Source organism: Acinetobacter beijerinckii CIP 110307, assembly GCF_000369005.1.
In the GTDB taxonomy this organism is placed as follows: Bacteria; Pseudomonadota; Gammaproteobacteria; order Pseudomonadales; family Moraxellaceae; genus Acinetobacter; species Acinetobacter beijerinckii.
Genome location: NZ_KB849765.1, coordinates 1439042 through 1456057 on the forward strand (window position 1 = coordinate 1439042; position 17016 = coordinate 1456057).

The following is a 17016-nucleotide window of genomic DNA, read 5'->3' on the forward strand; positions in this document are numbered from 1 at the left end:
GGAATTCAGAAAACGATGAGCTTAAATGATAAGTTTAAGCTCATGATCTTATCTCAAACCATCCATGCGGAACTTTACTTCTAAAAGATGAAATCCAAATTGACTTTTGATCGGGCCATGTAAGACACGTTCTGCCGCAGTAAAAACGAGTTTATCAATGATAGGAACCAGTTGCCCTTTTTTGACTTCGCCAAGTTCACCCCCCCGTTTAGCAGAATTACAGGTTGAATACTGCTTGGCAATTTTGGCAAAATCAGCACCCGATTGGATTCGTTTTTTTAGCTGTTCAGCCAAATCTTTATCTTTCACAAGAATATGTCGAACAATCGCAGTTTTCATATCTTGTTCTCCTTACATTTATATTTCAGTGTTTTTCAACTTTAATGGCTGGCATTGTGGACAAAATACACTGGCACGTTGACCTAATTTCAAGTTTTCCAATGTGGTTTCACAATTAACGCACATTTCACCTGCACGACCATAAGCTAAAAGTGTTTGCTGAAAATAGCCATTTTCGCCCATCGCATTAGTGTAATCGCGTAAGGTTGAACCGCCTAGATCAATGGCATGTTTTAAGATGCGTTTGACTTCGACAACCAACTTTTCCACTTGTGTTTTGCTTAACGTTGAAGCAGGTTGTGCTGGATGAACCCCAATGTTGAATAAACTTTCAGTCGCATAAATATTACCAACACCTACCACTACGTGATTATCCATTAAAGCAATTTTGATGCCTACATTCTTTTTATTAAGTTTTTCTTGCAGGTAAGCAGCATTAAAATCATCACTTAGCGGTTCAGGACCAAGGGTATCAATAAGTTTGCTTTTACTTTCGGAATCTAACCATAAAATACATCCAAAGCGACGTGGATCGTGGTAGCGAAGCTGATGATCTTCAAAGTTGATGATGAGGTGATCATGTTTTCTAAGCTCATCATTTGGCTGGCATAAGCGAAAGCTGCCAGACATACCGAGATGCCAAAGCATTTGATTTCTTTCAAACTCTGCCAAAATATATTTAGAACGTCGTTTCAATTGAATTAGACGTTGTCCAATCAGTTTTTCAATATCATTGGGAATAGGCCAGCGCAAACTTGAATTGTGTACGCTTACTGATTGAACACGTTGCTCTAATAGCGGGAGTAAACTGGTTTTTGTGGTTTCAACTTCTGGTAGTTCGGGCATAGGTTACTCAAGTTGTTTCAACAACAATACAATGAGGGCAAAGGTTTCACTTACAATTATGCGTGCATTTAATTTTATTTGCTAATACAGATCACGAATTGTTTTGATCGTTTTCGCTAAAGTTAAATAGGTAAGATAATTATAAAATAATCATATTCTTACTTTTAAATCGCGACTTGAAATTTTGAGAAATAAGGAAACTTCATGCCTTCAATGAAAATTAATGTTTTATACGGTTGTATCATCATATGCATGGGGTTCACTAGTTCTAGCTTATGGGCTATAGAGCCTAAACAAGATTTACCAACGCAACTACCAGTGATCAAAGTTGAGGCAACACGGACAGACACTTCGTATATGGAAACGCCTGCATCGATCTTTAGGGTAGATATGCCTCAAAATGATCAATCTGCACAGGTAAATTTAACCGAAGTGGTGAAAGGTATTCCAAGTGTACAATTACGCAATCGTGAAAATTATGCACAAGATTTACAGCTCTCAATGCGTGGTTTTGGTGCTAGATCGACTTTCGGTGTACGCGGTATCCGTTTATATACAGATGGTATTCCAGCCACTATGCCAGATGGTCAGGGTCAAACCTCAAATATTGATTTAAGTAGTTTAAGCCATCTAGAAGTATTAACCGGTCCATTTTCTTCACTGTATGGAAACTCATCTGGTGGCGCAATTCTCGCAACGACTCGAGAGGGGCAAGGTAAAGATTCGATTGAAATGAGTTATGCAGGTGGTAGTCATAACAAGAATCGTACTGGTCTCGTGTTGCAAGGCGGTGCGAAAAATCAAAATGAGCCGAGCTATATTATCAGTTCCTCTTATTTTGATACTGATGGTTACCGTGATCATAGTAGCGCAGAAAAAGTCTTAAATAATGCGAAACTGACGTGGAATTTGGACGATGGCAGTAAAATTAATTGGGTTACTAACTATGTCAAGATTCATGCCGACGACCCACAAGGATTAAATAGAACACAGTGGCAACAAAATCCCCGCCAAGTAAATGATGCTAATAATATTTACAATGTTCGTAAAGATATCGAGCAAACTCAGACAGGCGTGACTTGGTCTAAGCCGATCAATGATCAAAATGAATTGTATGCGATGGCGTATTTTGGAAATCGCCAAGTGACTCAATATCAATCTATTCCCCAATCTGCTCAAAACAACCCAAATCATGCGGGTGGTGTGATCAACTTTGAACGCAACTATTATGGCGCTGATTTCCGATGGACAGGTAAAGAACTATTGCCGAATACAACCTTCAGCGCAGGGTTTGCTGTTGATAGCATGGATGAAGATCGTAAAGGGTACGAGAACTTTAATCTTGTTAATGGCTCACCATCTTATGGGGTGAAAGGTACATTACGTCGTGATGAAGACAATAGCTTGTGGAATGTTGATCCTTATGTACAAGCTTCATGGCAATTTTTACCGAGTTGGCGTTTAGATACGGGGCTGCGTTATAGCAATGTAAATTACAAGTCTAAAGATCATTATCTAAATAATGGCAATGACAGTGATAAAACGGATTACAACAAGTTATTACCATCAGCAGCACTAAGTTGGCAAATAATCCCTGAGTTATTGACTTATGTCAGCTATGCCAAAGGTTTTGAAACACCAACCTTTACTGAAATGGCTTATCAAGCAGATTCGACCAAATCTGGATTTAATTTTGGCTTAAAACCATCGACCAGTGATAACTATGAACTGGGTTTAAAATCACAAAACCAATTTGGTGATTTTACGTTGGCTGTTTTCCAGAGCAAAACCAAAAATGATATTGTTTCAGCGGGAACTTCGAATGGACGTTCGACATTTCGAAATGCAGATCAAACCTTACGTCAGGGTGTTGAGCTAGCTTGGAATAAAAAACTCTGGAAAGACCTAGAGGTTAATACTAGTTATGGTTATTTAGATGCAACTTTTGATGCTGCTATCCCTGCTGTTGGAACAGTAAAGGCTGTTCAAAAAGGTAATGCAATTCCTGGTATTGCGAAGAACCAAGCTTTTTTTGGTTTGGCATGGAAACCAGAGCAAGGCTTGTATGCAGGTGTAGATGCTCAATATATGGATAAGGTCTATGTTGATGATATCAATAGTGATACGGCGCCAAGTTATACCGTTGCTTCGATATACACGGGATATGCTTGGAAATATGCAGATTGGGGAATTAATGGCTTCGCACGTGTCGATAACTTATTTGATAAAAACTATGCAGGCTCTGTGATTGTCAATGATAGTAATGGCCGATTCTTTGAGCCTGCTGATGGGCGTAACTGGAGTGCTGGAATCAAAGTGAGTAAACAATTCTAAATGGAAAGAGCAGCATTTTAATGCTGCTCTTTTTTTTCTATTTTTTAGGTGCTTGGGCCGTAGCTGCTTTTTTCGCTGTAATGGCTTCTTCAACCTTGGCTAAAGACTCTTTCGCATTTGGATAATTTGCTGCTGCCAAACGAGCAAAAATATTTTTAGCTTGCTCTAAATCTTGATCAACAATGCCGCCATTAGCAAGCATATTTGCCAAAACCATAAGCGAGGGTGGATATCCTTTTTTTGCTAAATCTTGTAAAGATTCAACAGCCCGTTGCTGCATAATAGGATTCTTATTTTTGACCCCTAAACTCAGATCATAAATTGCTTTCAAATGAACTGCTGGTTGATAGCCTTTGCGCAACAGAGGAAGTAATTTTTGTACGGCAAGCTGATCGTATTCGGGTTTTCCTTGGCGAAACAAAATGTTCGCACTCTCTACGATGGCTTCTTCAGAACCTTGATTTGATGCTTTATCTAAATATTCTTTGTATTTCTGAGAGTTTTTGCTAATGCCCAAATCACCAGTATTATAGGCTTGAGCTAGAGTAAAGCTTGCTTTGCCAAAGCCCTTATTGGATGCTTCTTGATAATATTGAACAGCTTTTTTTTCATCCTTGCTGGTGCCTTGCCCAACTTGATGCATATAGCCAAGATTGTAAATTGCTTGAGCATTTCCTGTGTTTGCAAGTCTTTGCATTTCTTCAAAGGCAGCAACATAATTTTTTGCTTCATACAGTTGGGTTGCTTTCGCAAATACATCAGGTTTTGCAGTTGTTTTGTTATCTGCTGCAAATGAAGAATGACTAGCTACAAATATTAGACCAGCAGTGAGCAACTTTTTCATATTTTATTCCTTTCATCTCTTTCTGCTTAAATCCTTTATAAGCAGTAGAAAATAATTTGACATGCTCATGATAAAAGTTTGGTTGAGAATGTAAATGAAGATTTTGTATATCTTATAGCATTTGGATGTTAAATTTAATTATTTTATAAAAATCATTATCTTAAATTTAAATAAGGTATTTGTTTAAATAGTGAATTAATACAAATACCTTTAAGTGTTGTGTTATTTATTTAAGCTGGCTTCTTGTAATATTTTCTCAAGATGATCTGCATTTTGGGGGATGCCAGAAATTCGGCTGCCATTTTGTAAAAACAATGTTGGTGTTCCATTAATTTGTAAAGATTGACCTAAATCTAAGTTCTTTTGAATTGGTGTTTTACATTCGCCTGAATTCTTGGTGAGTTTGCGATGCAACATATAATCTTCCCAAGCTTCGTATTGGTTTTTAGCACACCAAATTTTGTTCGCAACAGTTTCTGCTTGAGGGTGTAATTTCTTCAAAGGAAATAAGAATAAATATACAGTGATGTTATCAATAGATGTCATATGCTGTTCTAGCTTTTGACAGTACGGACAGTCTGGGTCAGTAAAAATATAGACAATACGCTCTCCATTGCCTTTTACGTATTTAATGGCTTGATCAAGCGGTAATTGTTTAATATCAATCTTACTTAGCTCTGCTATGCGTTCCTCCGTAAGATTTTTTTGATTCTTTACATCGAGTAAGTTGCCAAAAAATAAATATTTTGCCGCCTCATCTGTATAAATAATTTTTCCACCAACATAGACTTCATATATCCCAGAGAATGGTGAAGCTGAGATAGCGCTAATAGGCAGGTCAGGATAATTCTTCTTAAAATTTTGTTCTAAAGTTTTGCTATCAGCATGCAGTATTTGTAAACCTAGAACGCTTAGACTAAGTGCTGATATTAAGGTTTTGATCATTATTTTCATTGGAAAAGTAAATTGTTAAGAATACACAAACAATAACGTTCATTTTTATTTTCGACAAGAATAGAAATAGAACTTTATTTTAAATAGGGTTGCATCGCTAATTTTAATAATTCGATGAGAGCTGGATCCATATAGTGATAATCATCTGGAATATCTAGGACAAACACTTTTTTGTGGAGAAGTTGTTTGGAAAATTTTTCTTTAATTTGTTGTTTATGCCGTTGTTCCATCACAAAGATCTGTTCAGCCCATGCAATATCTTTGATTGAGAGGGTGTGCTTGGCATGGCGACTCGTGCCAGCTGAACGGGTCTGTAGACCATATTCCTGCGCGAAAATACGTTCAGCTGTTGGGCTACGCCATTGATTACGGCTGCAAATAAAGAGTGTATTCAGAATTAAAAAATCCAGTAATTAGAACGAGCATCATGTAAATATTGCTTTGCAGAGATTCGTGGATATTCGATTGCTAATTGTCTTGCTCGAATAATTTTGAGTTGTCGTGTATATGGATATTTCCACTTCTTGGGTGCTTTCCACAAAAGTGTTGTGTGTCTACAGTCACGTCCTCGAAATAAATATTTCTGCTTACGTCGCCATGATCGATTACGTTGTTGTGATAAGTGATCCATTGTAAAAAACTCATGAATTAATCGGGTTCAGCAGTCGCGATAACACATGAGTTTTTAATATAAAATTAAAGCCTGATTTTTACAAGGGCTTAGCTTGGTCTTGCCACATCACCATTCAGCGCTTCTGGTAGATCTAAAACGGATACACCAAGTTCTGTTAAAGCTGCTGGTTTGGCAATTACAAGTGCGAGATAGCCATCTTCAAATACAACACTATTTACCACTTCTACATCTTTACTCAGTTGAGTTGCAGGGGCTGGAAGTTCACCTTTAGCCTGAATTAAATGTAACCAATGCTTCGGTTTTGCTTTAAACCAAAGACGTGCCACAATTTCTTGACCTAAATAACACCCTTTATCAAAGTGTACGCCTTCACGTTGATGCAAACGTAATTCTTGAGGTTGGAATAAGTGTTCAGTTGCCTGGATAATCCACGCTTGACCTGATCGAATAGCTGCGGTTTGCCAAACTTGAACATCAGTTTCTGTTTGAGAGAATTCAGTATGATTACCAATTACACTTGGAAAAACTGCACCAATTTCTTCCAGTTTCATTTTAGAGAAGGCACCAAACTTACGAATGTGTTTGGCAAATTCTTCTGCTTGATCTTGAGTGGTGACCAACTCAAAACTTTCAGGATTGAGTTTTTTTATCCAAAGACCAAAGTGAATTCGCCCTTTTAAATCACAAATTGCAGTGTAACGGCTTTCGTTTTCAGCCAAGCGTTCAATGTGAACAGTGACCTGACCTTGTAAGAATTTTTGTGCATCAATACCATTTAAGCTAAAAGCAGTAAAAGCAAGTTGACTCATAGATCAATCCTAAAGCTGCGTTCTGATCATTAAAATACGGGATACTATTCTGCGCTTTTTTTCACAAAAAAGCAGCTTAAGAATCTCGATAATCGTGCTGAAATATGCGATTGAAGGTATAGTAATTATTAATCAAATCGCTATGATCATTTCACCAAATAAAATAATAGTAAGATTGGAGAATAAAAATGGCAGGTACAGTACGATTACATCGAATTTTTAGCGCACCGCCTGAGCGAGTTTTTAAAGCATTTCTTGATCCTGATGCCTTAGTAAAGTGGATGGCTCCTCACGGATTTACCGCAAAAGTTCACCACCTAGATCCGCAACAAGGCGGCACATATAAAATGTCGTTTACCAACTTTTCAACTGGTCGGGCGCACTCATTTAGCGGCACCTATGTTGAAATTATTCCTAATGAATTATTACGTTACACAGATAAGTTTGATGATCCGAATTTGGTCGGAGAGATACAAGTCACGATTCAATTGAAATCAGTCTTGGTCGGAACTGAGATAAATATTACCCAAGAGGGAATACCAGATGTGATTCCTGTAGAGGCGTGTTACTTAGGATGGCAAGAATCTCTTTATTTGTTAAATCTATTGATACAGCCTGAAATTCCTGATGAGTAATTGTTTCAGGTTTGGTCAAAATTAAAATAGAAAAATAAAAAAATGTTTTTATTGTGATTGTGAGGGGATTATGTCTGAACAGGAAAATATTCAACAACGAGAACATCTTGCACGTATTGCTATGCGTGAGGCTTTAGAAAATCAAAAAGCTGAAGATAGTGTAGAATTATTTATTCAACATCATCTTGAAGAAATTGAACCATCGTATTGGGAAAAACATACTGGAACTCAAAAGCCTACAGTATTACAGGTATTAGATTTATTGGTTGTGGACAACGATGAAGATGATTCATTTCAAAGTACTGAATTAATTGATTTTAGCTTACCTGATGAAATAACCAATTATGTGCTTTGTGTCAGTTTTGATAAGAAAGGAGATGTTATTGATATCTCTATGGAGAGCTAATTCAGAATTTTTTGCCACTTCTGTGAATAACAAAAAAAGGTGTATATGAATCTGTCGAAATAGTGGGTGGCTAAATCTAGTTTGATCGTTTGTGCTCAATAGGATTTTCTAAAAAGCTTGCACATTTAAATTATGACTGAGGGGAATTGCACTTTTACTGAGTTGTGATAAGCCTTTTATCACAAGGTTGAACATTGGCTAGGTTTTTCGAGATGGATATCACCAAGAACTTAAAGATAATCTTTATCTGCATCAGTTCAGAGAAATAGCAGAACAACAATTATTGATTCTGATTTTGCAGCGAAGAATACTACACCTAATTATGTTTTAGTACTTAAAATTATTTACTCGAAAAACGATTTCAGCCTAAGACTTTGAATAATTGAGTCTATCCATCATAATAGTCGTTTTGAGTTTCTTTTATGTCTTTTCCACATTGCCCACAATGCCAATCAGAATATACTTACCAAGATGGCGACTTATTGATTTGTCCTGAATGTTCACATGAATGGAAGGAAGGGGAAGCAGCGGTTTCAGAATTACAAGACGTTATTAAAGATGCTAATGGAAATGTATTGGTTGACGGTGATGTTGTAACTGTGATTAAAGATTTAAAAATTAAGGGTTCATCTTCTGTTGTTAAAGTTGGAACAAAAGTGAAAAATATTCGTTTAGTACCAGATGCAGTCGATGGGCACAATATCGATTGTAAAATTGAAGGTGTTGGAGCAATGAAACTCAAATCGGAATATGTGAAAAAGGTTTAACTCACATGAAAGGAGCATGCAAAAATGCTCCTTTTTTAAAATTATCAATTACCAAAAATGAACAAAAAACGATCTAATATTTTTTTAGCTGATTTATATTGAGTAAATAACAAACAATATTAACTCTAAAATAAAAGAGGTTTTTTATGGCTGGATGGTTTGAAGTAAGCTTAGCTAGTGATGGTCAGTTTCGATTTATATTAAAAGCAGGAAATGGAGAAGCTATTCTAAATAGTGAGTTATATAAAACAAAAGCTGCTGCTATGAATGGCATTGCATCAGTACAAAAAAATAGTCCAGATGATGCACGTTATGAAAAACTAACTTCTAAAAATGATAAAGCTTATTTTAATTTAAAGGCGGCAAATCATCAGGTTATTGGCACAAGTCAGCTTTATGCAAGTGAGCAATCACGTGATAAGGGTATTGAATCAGTAAAAAACAATGGTCCATCTGAAACAGTAAAAGATTTGACAACTTCATGATTACAATAAAAAAGCCGTTTATAAAACGGCTTTTTTATTTATGGATTCTAGTGAAAAATTAACGCGCGAATTTTGCGATTAATTCTTCTTTAGTCAAATTGCTTGCTTCTTCATCGCGACGACCTTTGTATTCAAAAGTACCTGCATCCAAGCCTTTTTCACCAATCACAATACGATGTGGAATACCCATCAACTCAAGATCAGAGAATTTTACACCAGGACGTTCATTTCGATCATCCAGTAATACATCATAGCCTTGTGCTTGTAATTCTGCGTACAGAGCTTCAGCAGCTTCAACGGTACGAGGCGATTTATGTGCATTCATTGGCACAATAGCGATGTCAAATGGCGCAATTGCTTGTGGCCAAATAATACCTTTATCATCAAAATTTTGTTCAATCGCAGCCGCAACCACACGTGTTACACCAATACCATAACAACCCATTGTCACGGTAAACGGCTTGCCATCTTCACCAAGCACTTTACAGCCTAATGCTTCAGAGTATTTTGTGCCGAGTTGGAAAATATGACCAACTTCAATACCACGTTTGATTTGAAGGGTGCCTTTACCATCAGGAGATGGATCACCTTCAACCACATTACGAAGATCGAAGACTTCAGTAAATTTCGCGTCACGATCCCAATTTACGCCAGTTGCATGTTTATCCACTTCATTCGCACCTGCAATAAAGTTAGATAATACAGAGGCTGCACGGTCGATAATGACTGCCAAACCTTTTTCAACAAGACCTTGCGGACCACAGAAACCAGCAGTTAAGCCTTTCTGTTTCAATTGTTCTTCTGTTGCAAAAGCCAAAGGCGAGGCAATTAAAGGGTGCTTTTCTGCTTTGATGTCATTCAGTTCATGATCACCACGTAAGAATAATGCAACAACAGGGATATTGCCTGATTCGTCAGCTATACCTTGTACAAGCAAGGCTTTTACTGATTGTGCTGCATCTGCATTTAAGAATTGGCATACATCTGCAATGGTTTTTTGATTTGGTGTCTCAATCAATGCCAAATCTTGAGTTGCAGCGCCACGCTCACCCACTAATACAGCCTCAGCCATTTCAACATTAGCTGCATAGTCTGATTCTGTAGAAAATGCAATATCATCTTCGCCGCTAGCTGCAAGTACATGAAACTCATGTGATGCTGAACCACCGATCGAGCCTGTATCTGCTTGTACAGGGCGGAAGTCTAATCCTAGACGACTAAAGATACGACTATAAGTGTCATACATCACATCGTAAGTTTCTTGAAGTGATTCTTGATTTGCATGAAACGAATATGCATCTTTCATGATGAATTCACGAGAACGCATCACACCGAAACGTGGACGAATTTCATCGCGGAATTTGGTTTGAATTTGATAAAAATTCAATGGAAGTTGCTTATAACTTTTTAATTCATTACGCGCTAAATCAGTAATAACTTCTTCGTGCGTTGGACCCAATACAAAGTCGTTAGTATGACGATCTTTAAAGCGTAATAACTCAGGACCATATTGTACAAAACGACCAGACTCTTCCCATAAAGCAGCAGGTTGAGTCACTGGCATAAAGACTTCTAATGCGCCTGAACGATTCATTTCTTCACGGACAATCGCATCAACTTTCTTTAAAACACGTGTTCCCATGGGCAACCAAGAGTATAAGCCAGAAGCTAATTTACGAATCATCCCCGCACGTAACATGAGCTGGTGAGATATCACTTCAGCATCATTTGGGGTTTCTCTTAACGTTGCAAATAAAAAGCGGCTTGCGCGCATGGAAACTATCCTAAAGTTAAGTGTTATATAAAAATAAGATTACAACAGTGAACAAGTAATATGCCCATCTTTGAGTAGTTGGCATTATGCCATGAATCAATCAATTTCGGGAAAAGTTAAAATGCGGGAATTGCGTTTGAAGGAATAAATGATAATTAAATTGGGAAGACTAGATGAAACTAACTAAGAATGATGTGATCCACTTTATTCAAGCTTACTCAAACGATTGATAATATCGGCATAGTCCTGTTCAGTTTTATGATAAGCATTACGTAAACTTTCTACAGTTCTTTTTACATTATCAATATTTCTTGCATTATTCTCTAAATTACTTTTAAGTTGCGGAGGTAAGGGTTGGCCTTTGCGATGATATTCCATTTCTTGGCGTTTAAAACCGATTTTATCTTGTTGTAGCTGTTGAAGTTGCTCTTGTTGATAGTTCAGTTGTTTTTTTAAATTTGCTAAAATTTGATCACGTTTTGCTGCAGCAATTTTGGTACTACCATAAGCACGTTTGAGTTTCAAATCTTGTTCGCGTTGACGTGCTATAGATTCACGACGAGAAGATTGTTGTACATCTTGAATCGCATTGTAAGGACGATTTCGCTTAATAACTTGCATATTACGATCTAAAGCTTCATAGCCATAACGAATATGTTCAGGAGTGACCGAAGTGCTCACATTTGCCACGCCATTTTTATCATAGTAACGATACCAAACGGGTTTAGACTGGTCGGTTGCTGCAAAGCAATCAATAGTAAAAATGCATAATAAAAAAGCACAAATGTAATTGCGAGTGATCATTGTAAAGTGACTAACGCGGCAACTCCACTTTAACAAACCAGTCATTACATTCCCCAAAAAAGTTAACTAAATCACTTATTTTTAAATAATAATCAGTTGTATATTAGTAGCTATTTATACAATTAAAAATACTTAAGATGCAAAAAAAATAGTTATTCGATGAAAAGTGTGAACCACTTAGTGTTGTTAAGAAAAACTGATAGATTGGTTCAAAAAACTTCATTGATAATGCAAGTAAAGATATGTTAAAAATATCAACTAATCTGTATAAAACAAATTAAACAACCATAATTTGTATTGAGTATTGGGGCAGGACAATTAAATGGAAGATAAATTTCAAAATTTAAAGGTAATGGTAATTGACGATTCAAAAACAATTCGTCGTACAGCAGAAACATTATTGCAGCGTGAAGGTTGTGAAGTAATCACAGCCGTTGATGGTTTTGAAGCACTATCAAAAATTGCTGAAGCTAATCCTGATATCGTTTTTGTTGACATTATGATGCCTCGTTTAGACGGTTATCAAACCTGCGCATTAATTAAAAACTCTCTAAATTATCAAAATATTCCTGTGATCATGTTATCAAGCAAAGACGGTTTGTTTGATCAGGCGAAAGGTCGTGTTGTGGGCTCAGATGAGTATTTAACTAAGCCATTTAGTAAAGATGAGCTTTTAAATGCGATTCGTAACCACGTTGGCGCATAAAGAATTAAATTGAGGAAAAAATGGCTCGTATACTTATCGTAGATGATTCTCCTACTGAAACATTTCGTTTTAGAGAAATTTTGACTAAGCACGGTTATGATGTGATTGAGGCGACCAATGGCGCGGATGGTGTCACGATGGCACAAGCAGAATTACCAGACTTAGTTCTTATGGATGTGGTTATGCCAGGGATGAATGGCTTTCAAGCAACTCGCCAAATCAGCAAAGGTAAAGACACACAGCATATTCCTGTTGTGATCGTAAGTACCAAAGATCAGGCGACAGATCGTGTATGGGGTAAGCGTCAAGGTGCTTGTGATTATTTAACCAAGCCAATTGATGAACAGCAACTTATTGATGTAATTAAAGAACTATTAAGTTAATCAATACGGGCCTTTTCATTACTCAATACAGGATAGGTTATGGCAGCAAATGGATTTATCGAATTGCTTCGCTTATCCAAGCGAGGCAATAAACAATACGCTTCAACTCAAAATGAAGTCAGCCGTTGGTCTGGTATTGCATTTGAGATGTTAGGGCAATATTTTGTCGCTCCATTGGGGGAAATTTCGGAAGTAATATATCCACCGAAATATACTCCTGTTCCAAATACCCAAGCATGGGTGCGTGGTTTGGCAAATATTCGTGGACGATTGCTTTCAGTTTCTGATTTAACGCATTTTATTTCAGGGCAGCGGAGTCAATTTTCGCCAACACAAAAAGTAATATGTATTAGTCATCAAGATCATTATGTTGGCTTGGTTGTAGATCAAGTTCTTGGAATCCAGCACTTTAATAAAAAGAGTTTCTTTTCTCAAAGTGCTGAAATTGACGATAAATTAAAAGATTATTGTCAAGGTTATTTCCATCAACATAATCAGCAATGGCATGTATTTTTACTGAGTCGGTTGTTGCAAAATCCTCAATATATGAATGCATCTATAAAATTTATAAACTAATTTGTACGCTACGGAACATAAACGCGTATTCTGGGGAGAAGCTGATATGGGCTTTAAACTTAAAAAGAAAAATGGTAGTGGCAGTGATAGTGCTGGTCAAAAAAGTGGTGGTGCGTTTCTAGAAAAGATACGAACTCAGCTTGATCAGTTTTCACGTTTATTCGGTGAAACTGAGAAATCTAAGCCAATTATTTACCGTGCTTTAATTGCTCTAGCTCTTGCAGTCATCCTCTTAATTTATCTGTTTGTGAGTGTGCCACGTTCAAATCAGTTAACACGTAGTTTGGGTGAATTACGTCTGTTATCACAAATGATTTCTCGTCAAGCAACTGAAGCGACAGCTTCGGGTACACCTGAAGCGATGAAAAGTCTTGTTGAATCAGAGAAGCGCTTTGCTGAAAACCTTGAAACTGTTGAAGATGTCTATGGTAAAGGGTCTGAAGAATACAAAAAAGTGAATGAGCTTTGGACTAATGTATCGAAAAACATTGAGTTAATTGCCTCGCAACAAAAAATTATTAACCAACTCTACGATACCAACATTTCGATCAGTGAAACGATTCCTGAAATTCAGGCTGAATATAACTTGATGGTTGATCAAATGGTTCGTGAGAACATGCCAAGTAGTCAGGTAATTATCACGAAAAACCAAGTGTTTATTGCAGAACGTATTTTACGTTCGATTAACTCAGTATTGGTTGGAACGGATAACTCTAACGTTTCTGCAAATGACTTTGGTGCCGATATTGATACTTTTGGTGTTTACTTAAACGCTCAGCTAAATGGTAGCTCTGAATTAGGTGTAGATCGTATTTCATCACCAGATTTGCGTGAATCTGTGGACAGTATTAAATCTGATTATGATGCTGTATTGAAATCAGCCGCTGCAACAGTTTTACAGAACGCCAATCAAATCGTTCGTGTACGTCAAGCATCTTCTCAAATTTTCTCTCAATCAGATAGTTTATTAGGTTCATTAAATACGTTGTCTGATAAAGCTGAAAGTGGTTGGGGTAATGTAATTGCAGGTGTTGTATTAATTGGTGCATTAGGTCTATTGATTTTCTCAGCACTTCAATTGCTTGCACTACGTAGTAACACAGATAAAGAGCGTGTAACACGCTTGCAAGATGAATATGATCGTAACCAAAATGCGATTTTACGATTACTTGATGAAATTGCCGATCTTGCAGATGGTGACTTACGTTCTTATGCAACAGTATCTGAAGATTTTACCGGAGCGATTGCTGACTCGATTAACTTCGCGATTGATCAGTTACGTGATCTGGTATCTCGAATTACGGATACGTCTCAAGAAGTTGCTCGATATACTCAAGATACTCAGAACATTACCAACCAGTTAGCAGAAGCATCTGAACATCAGGCACAAGAGATTGCAGGTGCATCAGCAGCGATGAACGAAATGGCGCTGTCGATTGACCAAGTATCTTCAAATGCATCAGAGTCAGCGGAAGTAGCACAACGTTCAGTACAAATTGCATCGAATGGTGCGCAAGTTGTAAACCGTTCTATTGAAGGTATGGATCATATTCGTGAGCAGATTCAAGAAACCTCTAAACGTATTAAACGTTTGGGTGAGTCATCTCAAGAAATTGGTAATATTGTCTCTTTAATTAACGACATCGCCGACCAAACGAACATCTTGGCATTAAATGCTGCAATTCAAGCATCGATGGCAGGTGAAGCAGGTCGTGGCTTCGCAGTTGTAGCAGATGAAGTACAGCGTCTTGCTGAACGTTCAGCATCTGCAACTAAACAGATTGAGAGCTTAGTTAAAACCATTCAAACAGATACTAACGAAGCTGTAATTTCGATGGAACAAACGACTTCTGAAGTTGTGCGTGGTGCAAACTTAGCAAAAGATGCGGGTATTGCACTAGATGAAATTCAGACGGTATCAGGTGATTTGGCAAAACTTATTGAAAGCATTTCTGATGCAGCAAAACTTCAGTCAGCATCTGCAAGTCACATTGCGACGACGATGAATGTTGTACAAGAGATTACCTCTCAGACCACGACAGCAACCTTTGATACAGCGCGCTCAGTTTCTGAGTTGGCGAATATGGCTGAATCATTACGTGAATCTGTAACTGACTTTAAGTTACCTGACTAAGCAGCATAGGGAAGGCAGATGGGGTGTCTGCCTTCCTTTTTTATAGAGATGTAGATTATCTTGGCAAGATGATGATGAAACCAAACAACGTCTTGAATGATAGATACACGTAATTTTTAGCCACAGTTAGTGGATAAAAACTAAAGAAGCCGCTATGAAAGAAATATTAAAAACGTTAGTTGAAACAATGACGCTTCCTGAAGATAGTTATCTTGAGCAAGACGCAGAAATTCTCGAAATTTTTATTGAAGAATTAGATGAGATTTTTGTTGAGCTAGAGCCATTACTCGTTCAATGGAAAGAACAGCCGAATCAACAGGATGTGCTAACTGATATTCGTCGTCATTTCCATACCTTAAAAGGTTCTGGGCGTATGGTCGGTGCAAAGTCGTCTGGTGAATTGGCATGGACTGTTGAAGATACTTTAAATCGAGTGCTAGCAGGAACAATTTCATTAACAAATGAAATTCAATGCTACGTAAAAGCGATTGTTAATATCTATCGCTTTAAGCTCGCTCATGATTTTAAATCGGTTCAAAAACATCAAATAGATTTAAGACCTTTGGTCTTACTTGGGCAGCAATTACAACAGCAACAAAGCTTAGAGCCTGCTTTAATAGATTTACTGCTACTGGCAGATCAATTAACTGATGATTCTGTGATTACCGATTTAGAGTTCGTAAGTGATCAATTCAATACTGAGCCATTAGATTCGGTTGATATTGAAGAGCCACAAGTGATCAATCTTGAAGATGATGGCTTATTAAAAGAAACCTTGGCGATCTTCTTGGAAGAAGCAGAGGATCATTTAGCAACAATCGATCAATTCTTAATTAATGATCGTCCGTCAAATGAAAATTACAATACTTTAATTCGAGCACTGCACACATTACGTGGTAGTTCCGCAATGGCGCATGTTAATCATGTGTTTGATGCGAGCTCTAAAGTTGAAAACTTATTTAAAACATTATTACAAGAAGAGTTGGATTCTAGTTCAGATGAAACTGCGCTGTTAACTCACTATGCACAATTTGTACGTGATTATTTACATACATTAAAGCATGAAGGTTCAGAGCAGAAATGTAGTGAAATCTATGACACCTTTAATGTGGCGTGGGATAGTTACGATTTCCAATTAGAAGAAAAACATGGTGATGCGGTTCGTCCACAAGGTCTAGTTTCACAGTTATTAGAATTAAATATTAATGATTTATTGGATGTTGAATTTGATTTTGAAAAGCGAGCTCGTGACGAGTTCCCTCGTTATATTCAAACATTAAGCCAACAAACTGAACTGTTATTACAACATACCCATCATCATGCAACGATTGGTATGTACCAGTATACCAGTCTATTGCGTTCTAGTTATCAAGATCTCTTATTTAAGCCTGATCTTTTAAATATTGATTATGCTTTTGAGTTATATCATCAAGTTCATCAACAGTTTATACAATTGTTTGATACTTTGGCTGCTGGGCAGCGGGTGACATTAAGTAAAACCCATGAGCGTGTTTTAAATGAATTAAGTTCATTTACCCAACAGAATATTGAGCTTTTAGAGCCAGTTGATACAACATCTACTGAGC

General features: G+C 37.2%; 18 protein-coding genes and 1 pseudogene. 10 read left to right on the forward strand and 9 right to left on the reverse strand.

Features of this window, described 5'->3' with window-relative positions; translation table 11 throughout:
* Positions 1-48 precede the first annotated feature (48 nt).
* A complete protein-coding gene (locus tag F933_RS17310) occupies positions 49-339 on the reverse strand; it encodes a peptidylprolyl isomerase (protein ID WP_005061588.1) in 291 nt (96 codons plus the stop codon).
* An 18-nt stretch (positions 340-357) separates the two neighbouring features.
* Positions 358-1185 carry a bifunctional DNA-formamidopyrimidine glycosylase/DNA-(apurinic or apyrimidinic site) lyase gene (mutM, locus tag F933_RS12360; RefSeq protein WP_005061590.1) on the reverse strand — a complete coding sequence of 276 codons (828 nt, stop codon included), beginning with the start codon at positions 1183-1185 and terminating at the stop codon, positions 358-360.
* A gap of 204 nt (positions 1186-1389) precedes the next feature.
* On the opposite strand from mutM, the gene F933_RS12365 reads away from it, so the two are divergent.
* Positions 1390-3519, forward strand: coding sequence for a TonB-dependent receptor (locus tag F933_RS12365; protein WP_005061593.1), 2130 nt, complete (start codon positions 1390-1392; stop codon positions 3517-3519).
* 37 nt (positions 3520-3556) lie between these two features.
* On the opposite strand, the gene F933_RS12370 is transcribed toward F933_RS12365, so the two are convergent.
* The 5 genes from F933_RS12370 to ygfZ all read right to left on the reverse strand — a co-directional run bounded on the left by F933_RS12370 (position 3557) and on the right by ygfZ (position 6760).
* Positions 3557-4363, reverse strand: a complete 807-nt coding sequence (locus F933_RS12370; RefSeq protein WP_005061595.1) for a tetratricopeptide repeat protein — start codon at positions 4361-4363, stop codon at positions 3557-3559.
* A gap of 222 nt (positions 4364-4585) precedes the next feature.
* Positions 4586-5308 carry a DsbC family protein gene (locus F933_RS12375; RefSeq protein ID WP_005061596.1) on the reverse strand — a complete coding sequence of 241 codons (723 nt, stop codon included), beginning with the start codon at positions 5306-5308 and terminating at the stop codon, positions 4586-4588.
* Between the two features lie 83 nt (positions 5309-5391).
* On the reverse strand, positions 5392-5712 hold the full coding sequence (locus tag F933_RS12380) for a low molecular weight protein tyrosine phosphatase family protein (RefSeq protein ID WP_034710853.1): 321 nt from the start codon (positions 5710-5712) through the stop codon (positions 5392-5394).
* Positions 5713-5714: 2 nt separating this feature from the next.
* A complete protein-coding gene (locus F933_RS12385) occupies positions 5715-5948 on the reverse strand; it encodes a hypothetical protein (protein WP_005061599.1) in 234 nt (77 codons plus the stop codon).
* Positions 5949-6037: 89 nt separating this feature from the next.
* Positions 6038-6760: a CAF17-like 4Fe-4S cluster assembly/insertion protein YgfZ gene (gene ygfZ / locus F933_RS12390; RefSeq protein WP_005061600.1), complete on the reverse strand. Its 723-nt coding sequence runs from the start codon at positions 6758-6760 to the stop codon at positions 6038-6040.
* Positions 6761-6948: 188 nt separating this feature from the next.
* On the opposite strand from ygfZ, the gene F933_RS12395 reads away from it, so the two are divergent.
* The 4 genes from F933_RS12395 to F933_RS12410 all read left to right on the forward strand — a co-directional run bounded on the left by F933_RS12395 (position 6949) and on the right by F933_RS12410 (position 9053).
* Positions 6949-7395, forward strand: a complete 447-nt coding sequence (locus F933_RS12395; RefSeq protein ID WP_005061602.1) for an SRPBCC family protein — start codon at positions 6949-6951, stop codon at positions 7393-7395.
* A 70-nt stretch (positions 7396-7465) separates the two neighbouring features.
* Positions 7466-7801 carry a DUF2004 domain-containing protein gene (locus F933_RS12400; protein ID WP_005061604.1) on the forward strand — a complete coding sequence of 112 codons (336 nt, stop codon included), beginning with the start codon at positions 7466-7468 and terminating at the stop codon, positions 7799-7801.
* Positions 7802-8223: 422 nt separating this feature from the next.
* Entirely contained in the window at positions 8224-8568 is a 345-nt protein-coding gene (locus F933_RS12405; RefSeq protein WP_005061606.1) for a zinc ribbon domain-containing protein YjdM, read from the forward strand.
* A 146-nt stretch (positions 8569-8714) separates the two neighbouring features.
* The gene (locus F933_RS12410) at positions 8715-9053 is read left to right on the forward strand and encodes a YegP family protein (RefSeq protein WP_005061609.1); all 339 of its coding nucleotides are present in this window, start codon (positions 8715-8717) and stop codon (positions 9051-9053) included.
* 58 nt (positions 9054-9111) lie between these two features.
* On the opposite strand, the gene F933_RS12415 is transcribed toward F933_RS12410, so the two are convergent.
* A complete protein-coding gene (locus F933_RS12415) occupies positions 9112-10827 on the reverse strand; it encodes a proline--tRNA ligase (protein ID WP_005061611.1) in 1716 nt (571 codons plus the stop codon).
* Between the two features lie 204 nt (positions 10828-11031).
* Positions 11032-11676, reverse strand: coding sequence for a hypothetical protein (locus F933_RS12420; RefSeq protein ID WP_005061615.1), 645 nt, complete (start codon positions 11674-11676; stop codon positions 11032-11034).
* 277 nt (positions 11677-11953) lie between these two features.
* Here F933_RS12420 and pilG point away from each other — a divergent pair, with 277 nt between their 5' ends.
* The 5 genes and pseudogenes from pilG to F933_RS17540 all read left to right on the forward strand — a co-directional run.
* The gene (gene pilG / locus F933_RS12425) at positions 11954-12337 is read left to right on the forward strand and encodes a twitching motility response regulator PilG (RefSeq protein ID WP_005055851.1); all 384 of its coding nucleotides are present in this window, start codon (positions 11954-11956) and stop codon (positions 12335-12337) included.
* Between the two features lie 20 nt (positions 12338-12357).
* Positions 12358-12720: a response regulator gene (locus tag F933_RS12430; protein WP_005061617.1), complete on the forward strand. Its 363-nt coding sequence runs from the start codon at positions 12358-12360 to the stop codon at positions 12718-12720.
* A gap of 39 nt (positions 12721-12759) precedes the next feature.
* Entirely contained in the window at positions 12760-13296 is a 537-nt protein-coding gene (locus tag F933_RS12435) for a chemotaxis protein CheW (protein WP_005061620.1), read from the forward strand.
* A gap of 46 nt (positions 13297-13342) precedes the next feature.
* The gene (locus tag F933_RS12440; RefSeq protein WP_005055846.1) at positions 13343-15430 is read left to right on the forward strand and encodes a methyl-accepting chemotaxis protein; all 2088 of its coding nucleotides are present in this window, start codon (positions 13343-13345) and stop codon (positions 15428-15430) included.
* 154 nt (positions 15431-15584) lie between these two features.
* A pseudogene (locus F933_RS17540) lies at positions 15585-16992 on the forward strand (Hpt domain-containing protein); the annotation flags it as partial.
* Positions 16993-17016 lie beyond the last annotated feature (24 nt).

What these genes read in the sequence shown, in the direction of transcription:
- F933_RS17310 (WP_005061588.1), bottom strand. Translation starts at nt 339, where the DNA reads ATGAAAACTGCGATTGTTCGACATATTCTTGTGAAAGATAAAGATTTG.
- mutM (WP_005061590.1), bottom strand. Translation starts at nt 1,185, where the DNA reads ATGCCCGAACTACCAGAAGTTGAAACCACAAAAACCAGTTTACTCCCG.
- F933_RS12365 (WP_005061593.1), top strand. Translation starts at nt 1,390, where the DNA reads ATGCCTTCAATGAAAATTAATGTTTTATACGGTTGTATCATCATATGC.
- F933_RS12370 (WP_005061595.1), bottom strand. Translation starts at nt 4,363, where the DNA reads ATGAAAAAGTTGCTCACTGCTGGTCTAATATTTGTAGCTAGTCATTCT.
- F933_RS12375 (WP_005061596.1), bottom strand. Translation starts at nt 5,308, where the DNA reads ATGATCAAAACCTTAATATCAGCACTTAGTCTAAGCGTTCTAGGTTTA.
- F933_RS12385 (WP_005061599.1), bottom strand. Translation starts at nt 5,948, where the DNA reads ATGGATCACTTATCACAACAACGTAATCGATCATGGCGACGTAAGCAG.
- ygfZ (WP_005061600.1), bottom strand. Translation starts at nt 6,760, where the DNA reads ATGAGTCAACTTGCTTTTACTGCTTTTAGCTTAAATGGTATTGATGCA.
- F933_RS12395 (WP_005061602.1), top strand. Translation starts at nt 6,949, where the DNA reads ATGGCAGGTACAGTACGATTACATCGAATTTTTAGCGCACCGCCTGAG.
- F933_RS12400 (WP_005061604.1), top strand. Translation starts at nt 7,466, where the DNA reads ATGTCTGAACAGGAAAATATTCAACAACGAGAACATCTTGCACGTATT.
- F933_RS12405 (WP_005061606.1), top strand. Translation starts at nt 8,224, where the DNA reads ATGTCTTTTCCACATTGCCCACAATGCCAATCAGAATATACTTACCAA.
- F933_RS12410 (WP_005061609.1), top strand. Translation starts at nt 8,715, where the DNA reads ATGGCTGGATGGTTTGAAGTAAGCTTAGCTAGTGATGGTCAGTTTCGA.
- F933_RS12415 (WP_005061611.1), bottom strand. Translation starts at nt 10,827, where the DNA reads ATGCGCGCAAGCCGCTTTTTATTTGCAACGTTAAGAGAAACCCCAAAT.
- F933_RS12420 (WP_005061615.1), bottom strand. Translation starts at nt 11,676, where the DNA reads ATGACTGGTTTGTTAAAGTGGAGTTGCCGCGTTAGTCACTTTACAATG.
- pilG (WP_005055851.1), top strand. Translation starts at nt 11,954, where the DNA reads ATGGAAGATAAATTTCAAAATTTAAAGGTAATGGTAATTGACGATTCA.
- F933_RS12430 (WP_005061617.1), top strand. Translation starts at nt 12,358, where the DNA reads ATGGCTCGTATACTTATCGTAGATGATTCTCCTACTGAAACATTTCGT.
- F933_RS12435 (WP_005061620.1), top strand. Translation starts at nt 12,760, where the DNA reads ATGGCAGCAAATGGATTTATCGAATTGCTTCGCTTATCCAAGCGAGGC.
- F933_RS12440 (WP_005055846.1), top strand. Translation starts at nt 13,343, where the DNA reads ATGGGCTTTAAACTTAAAAAGAAAAATGGTAGTGGCAGTGATAGTGCT.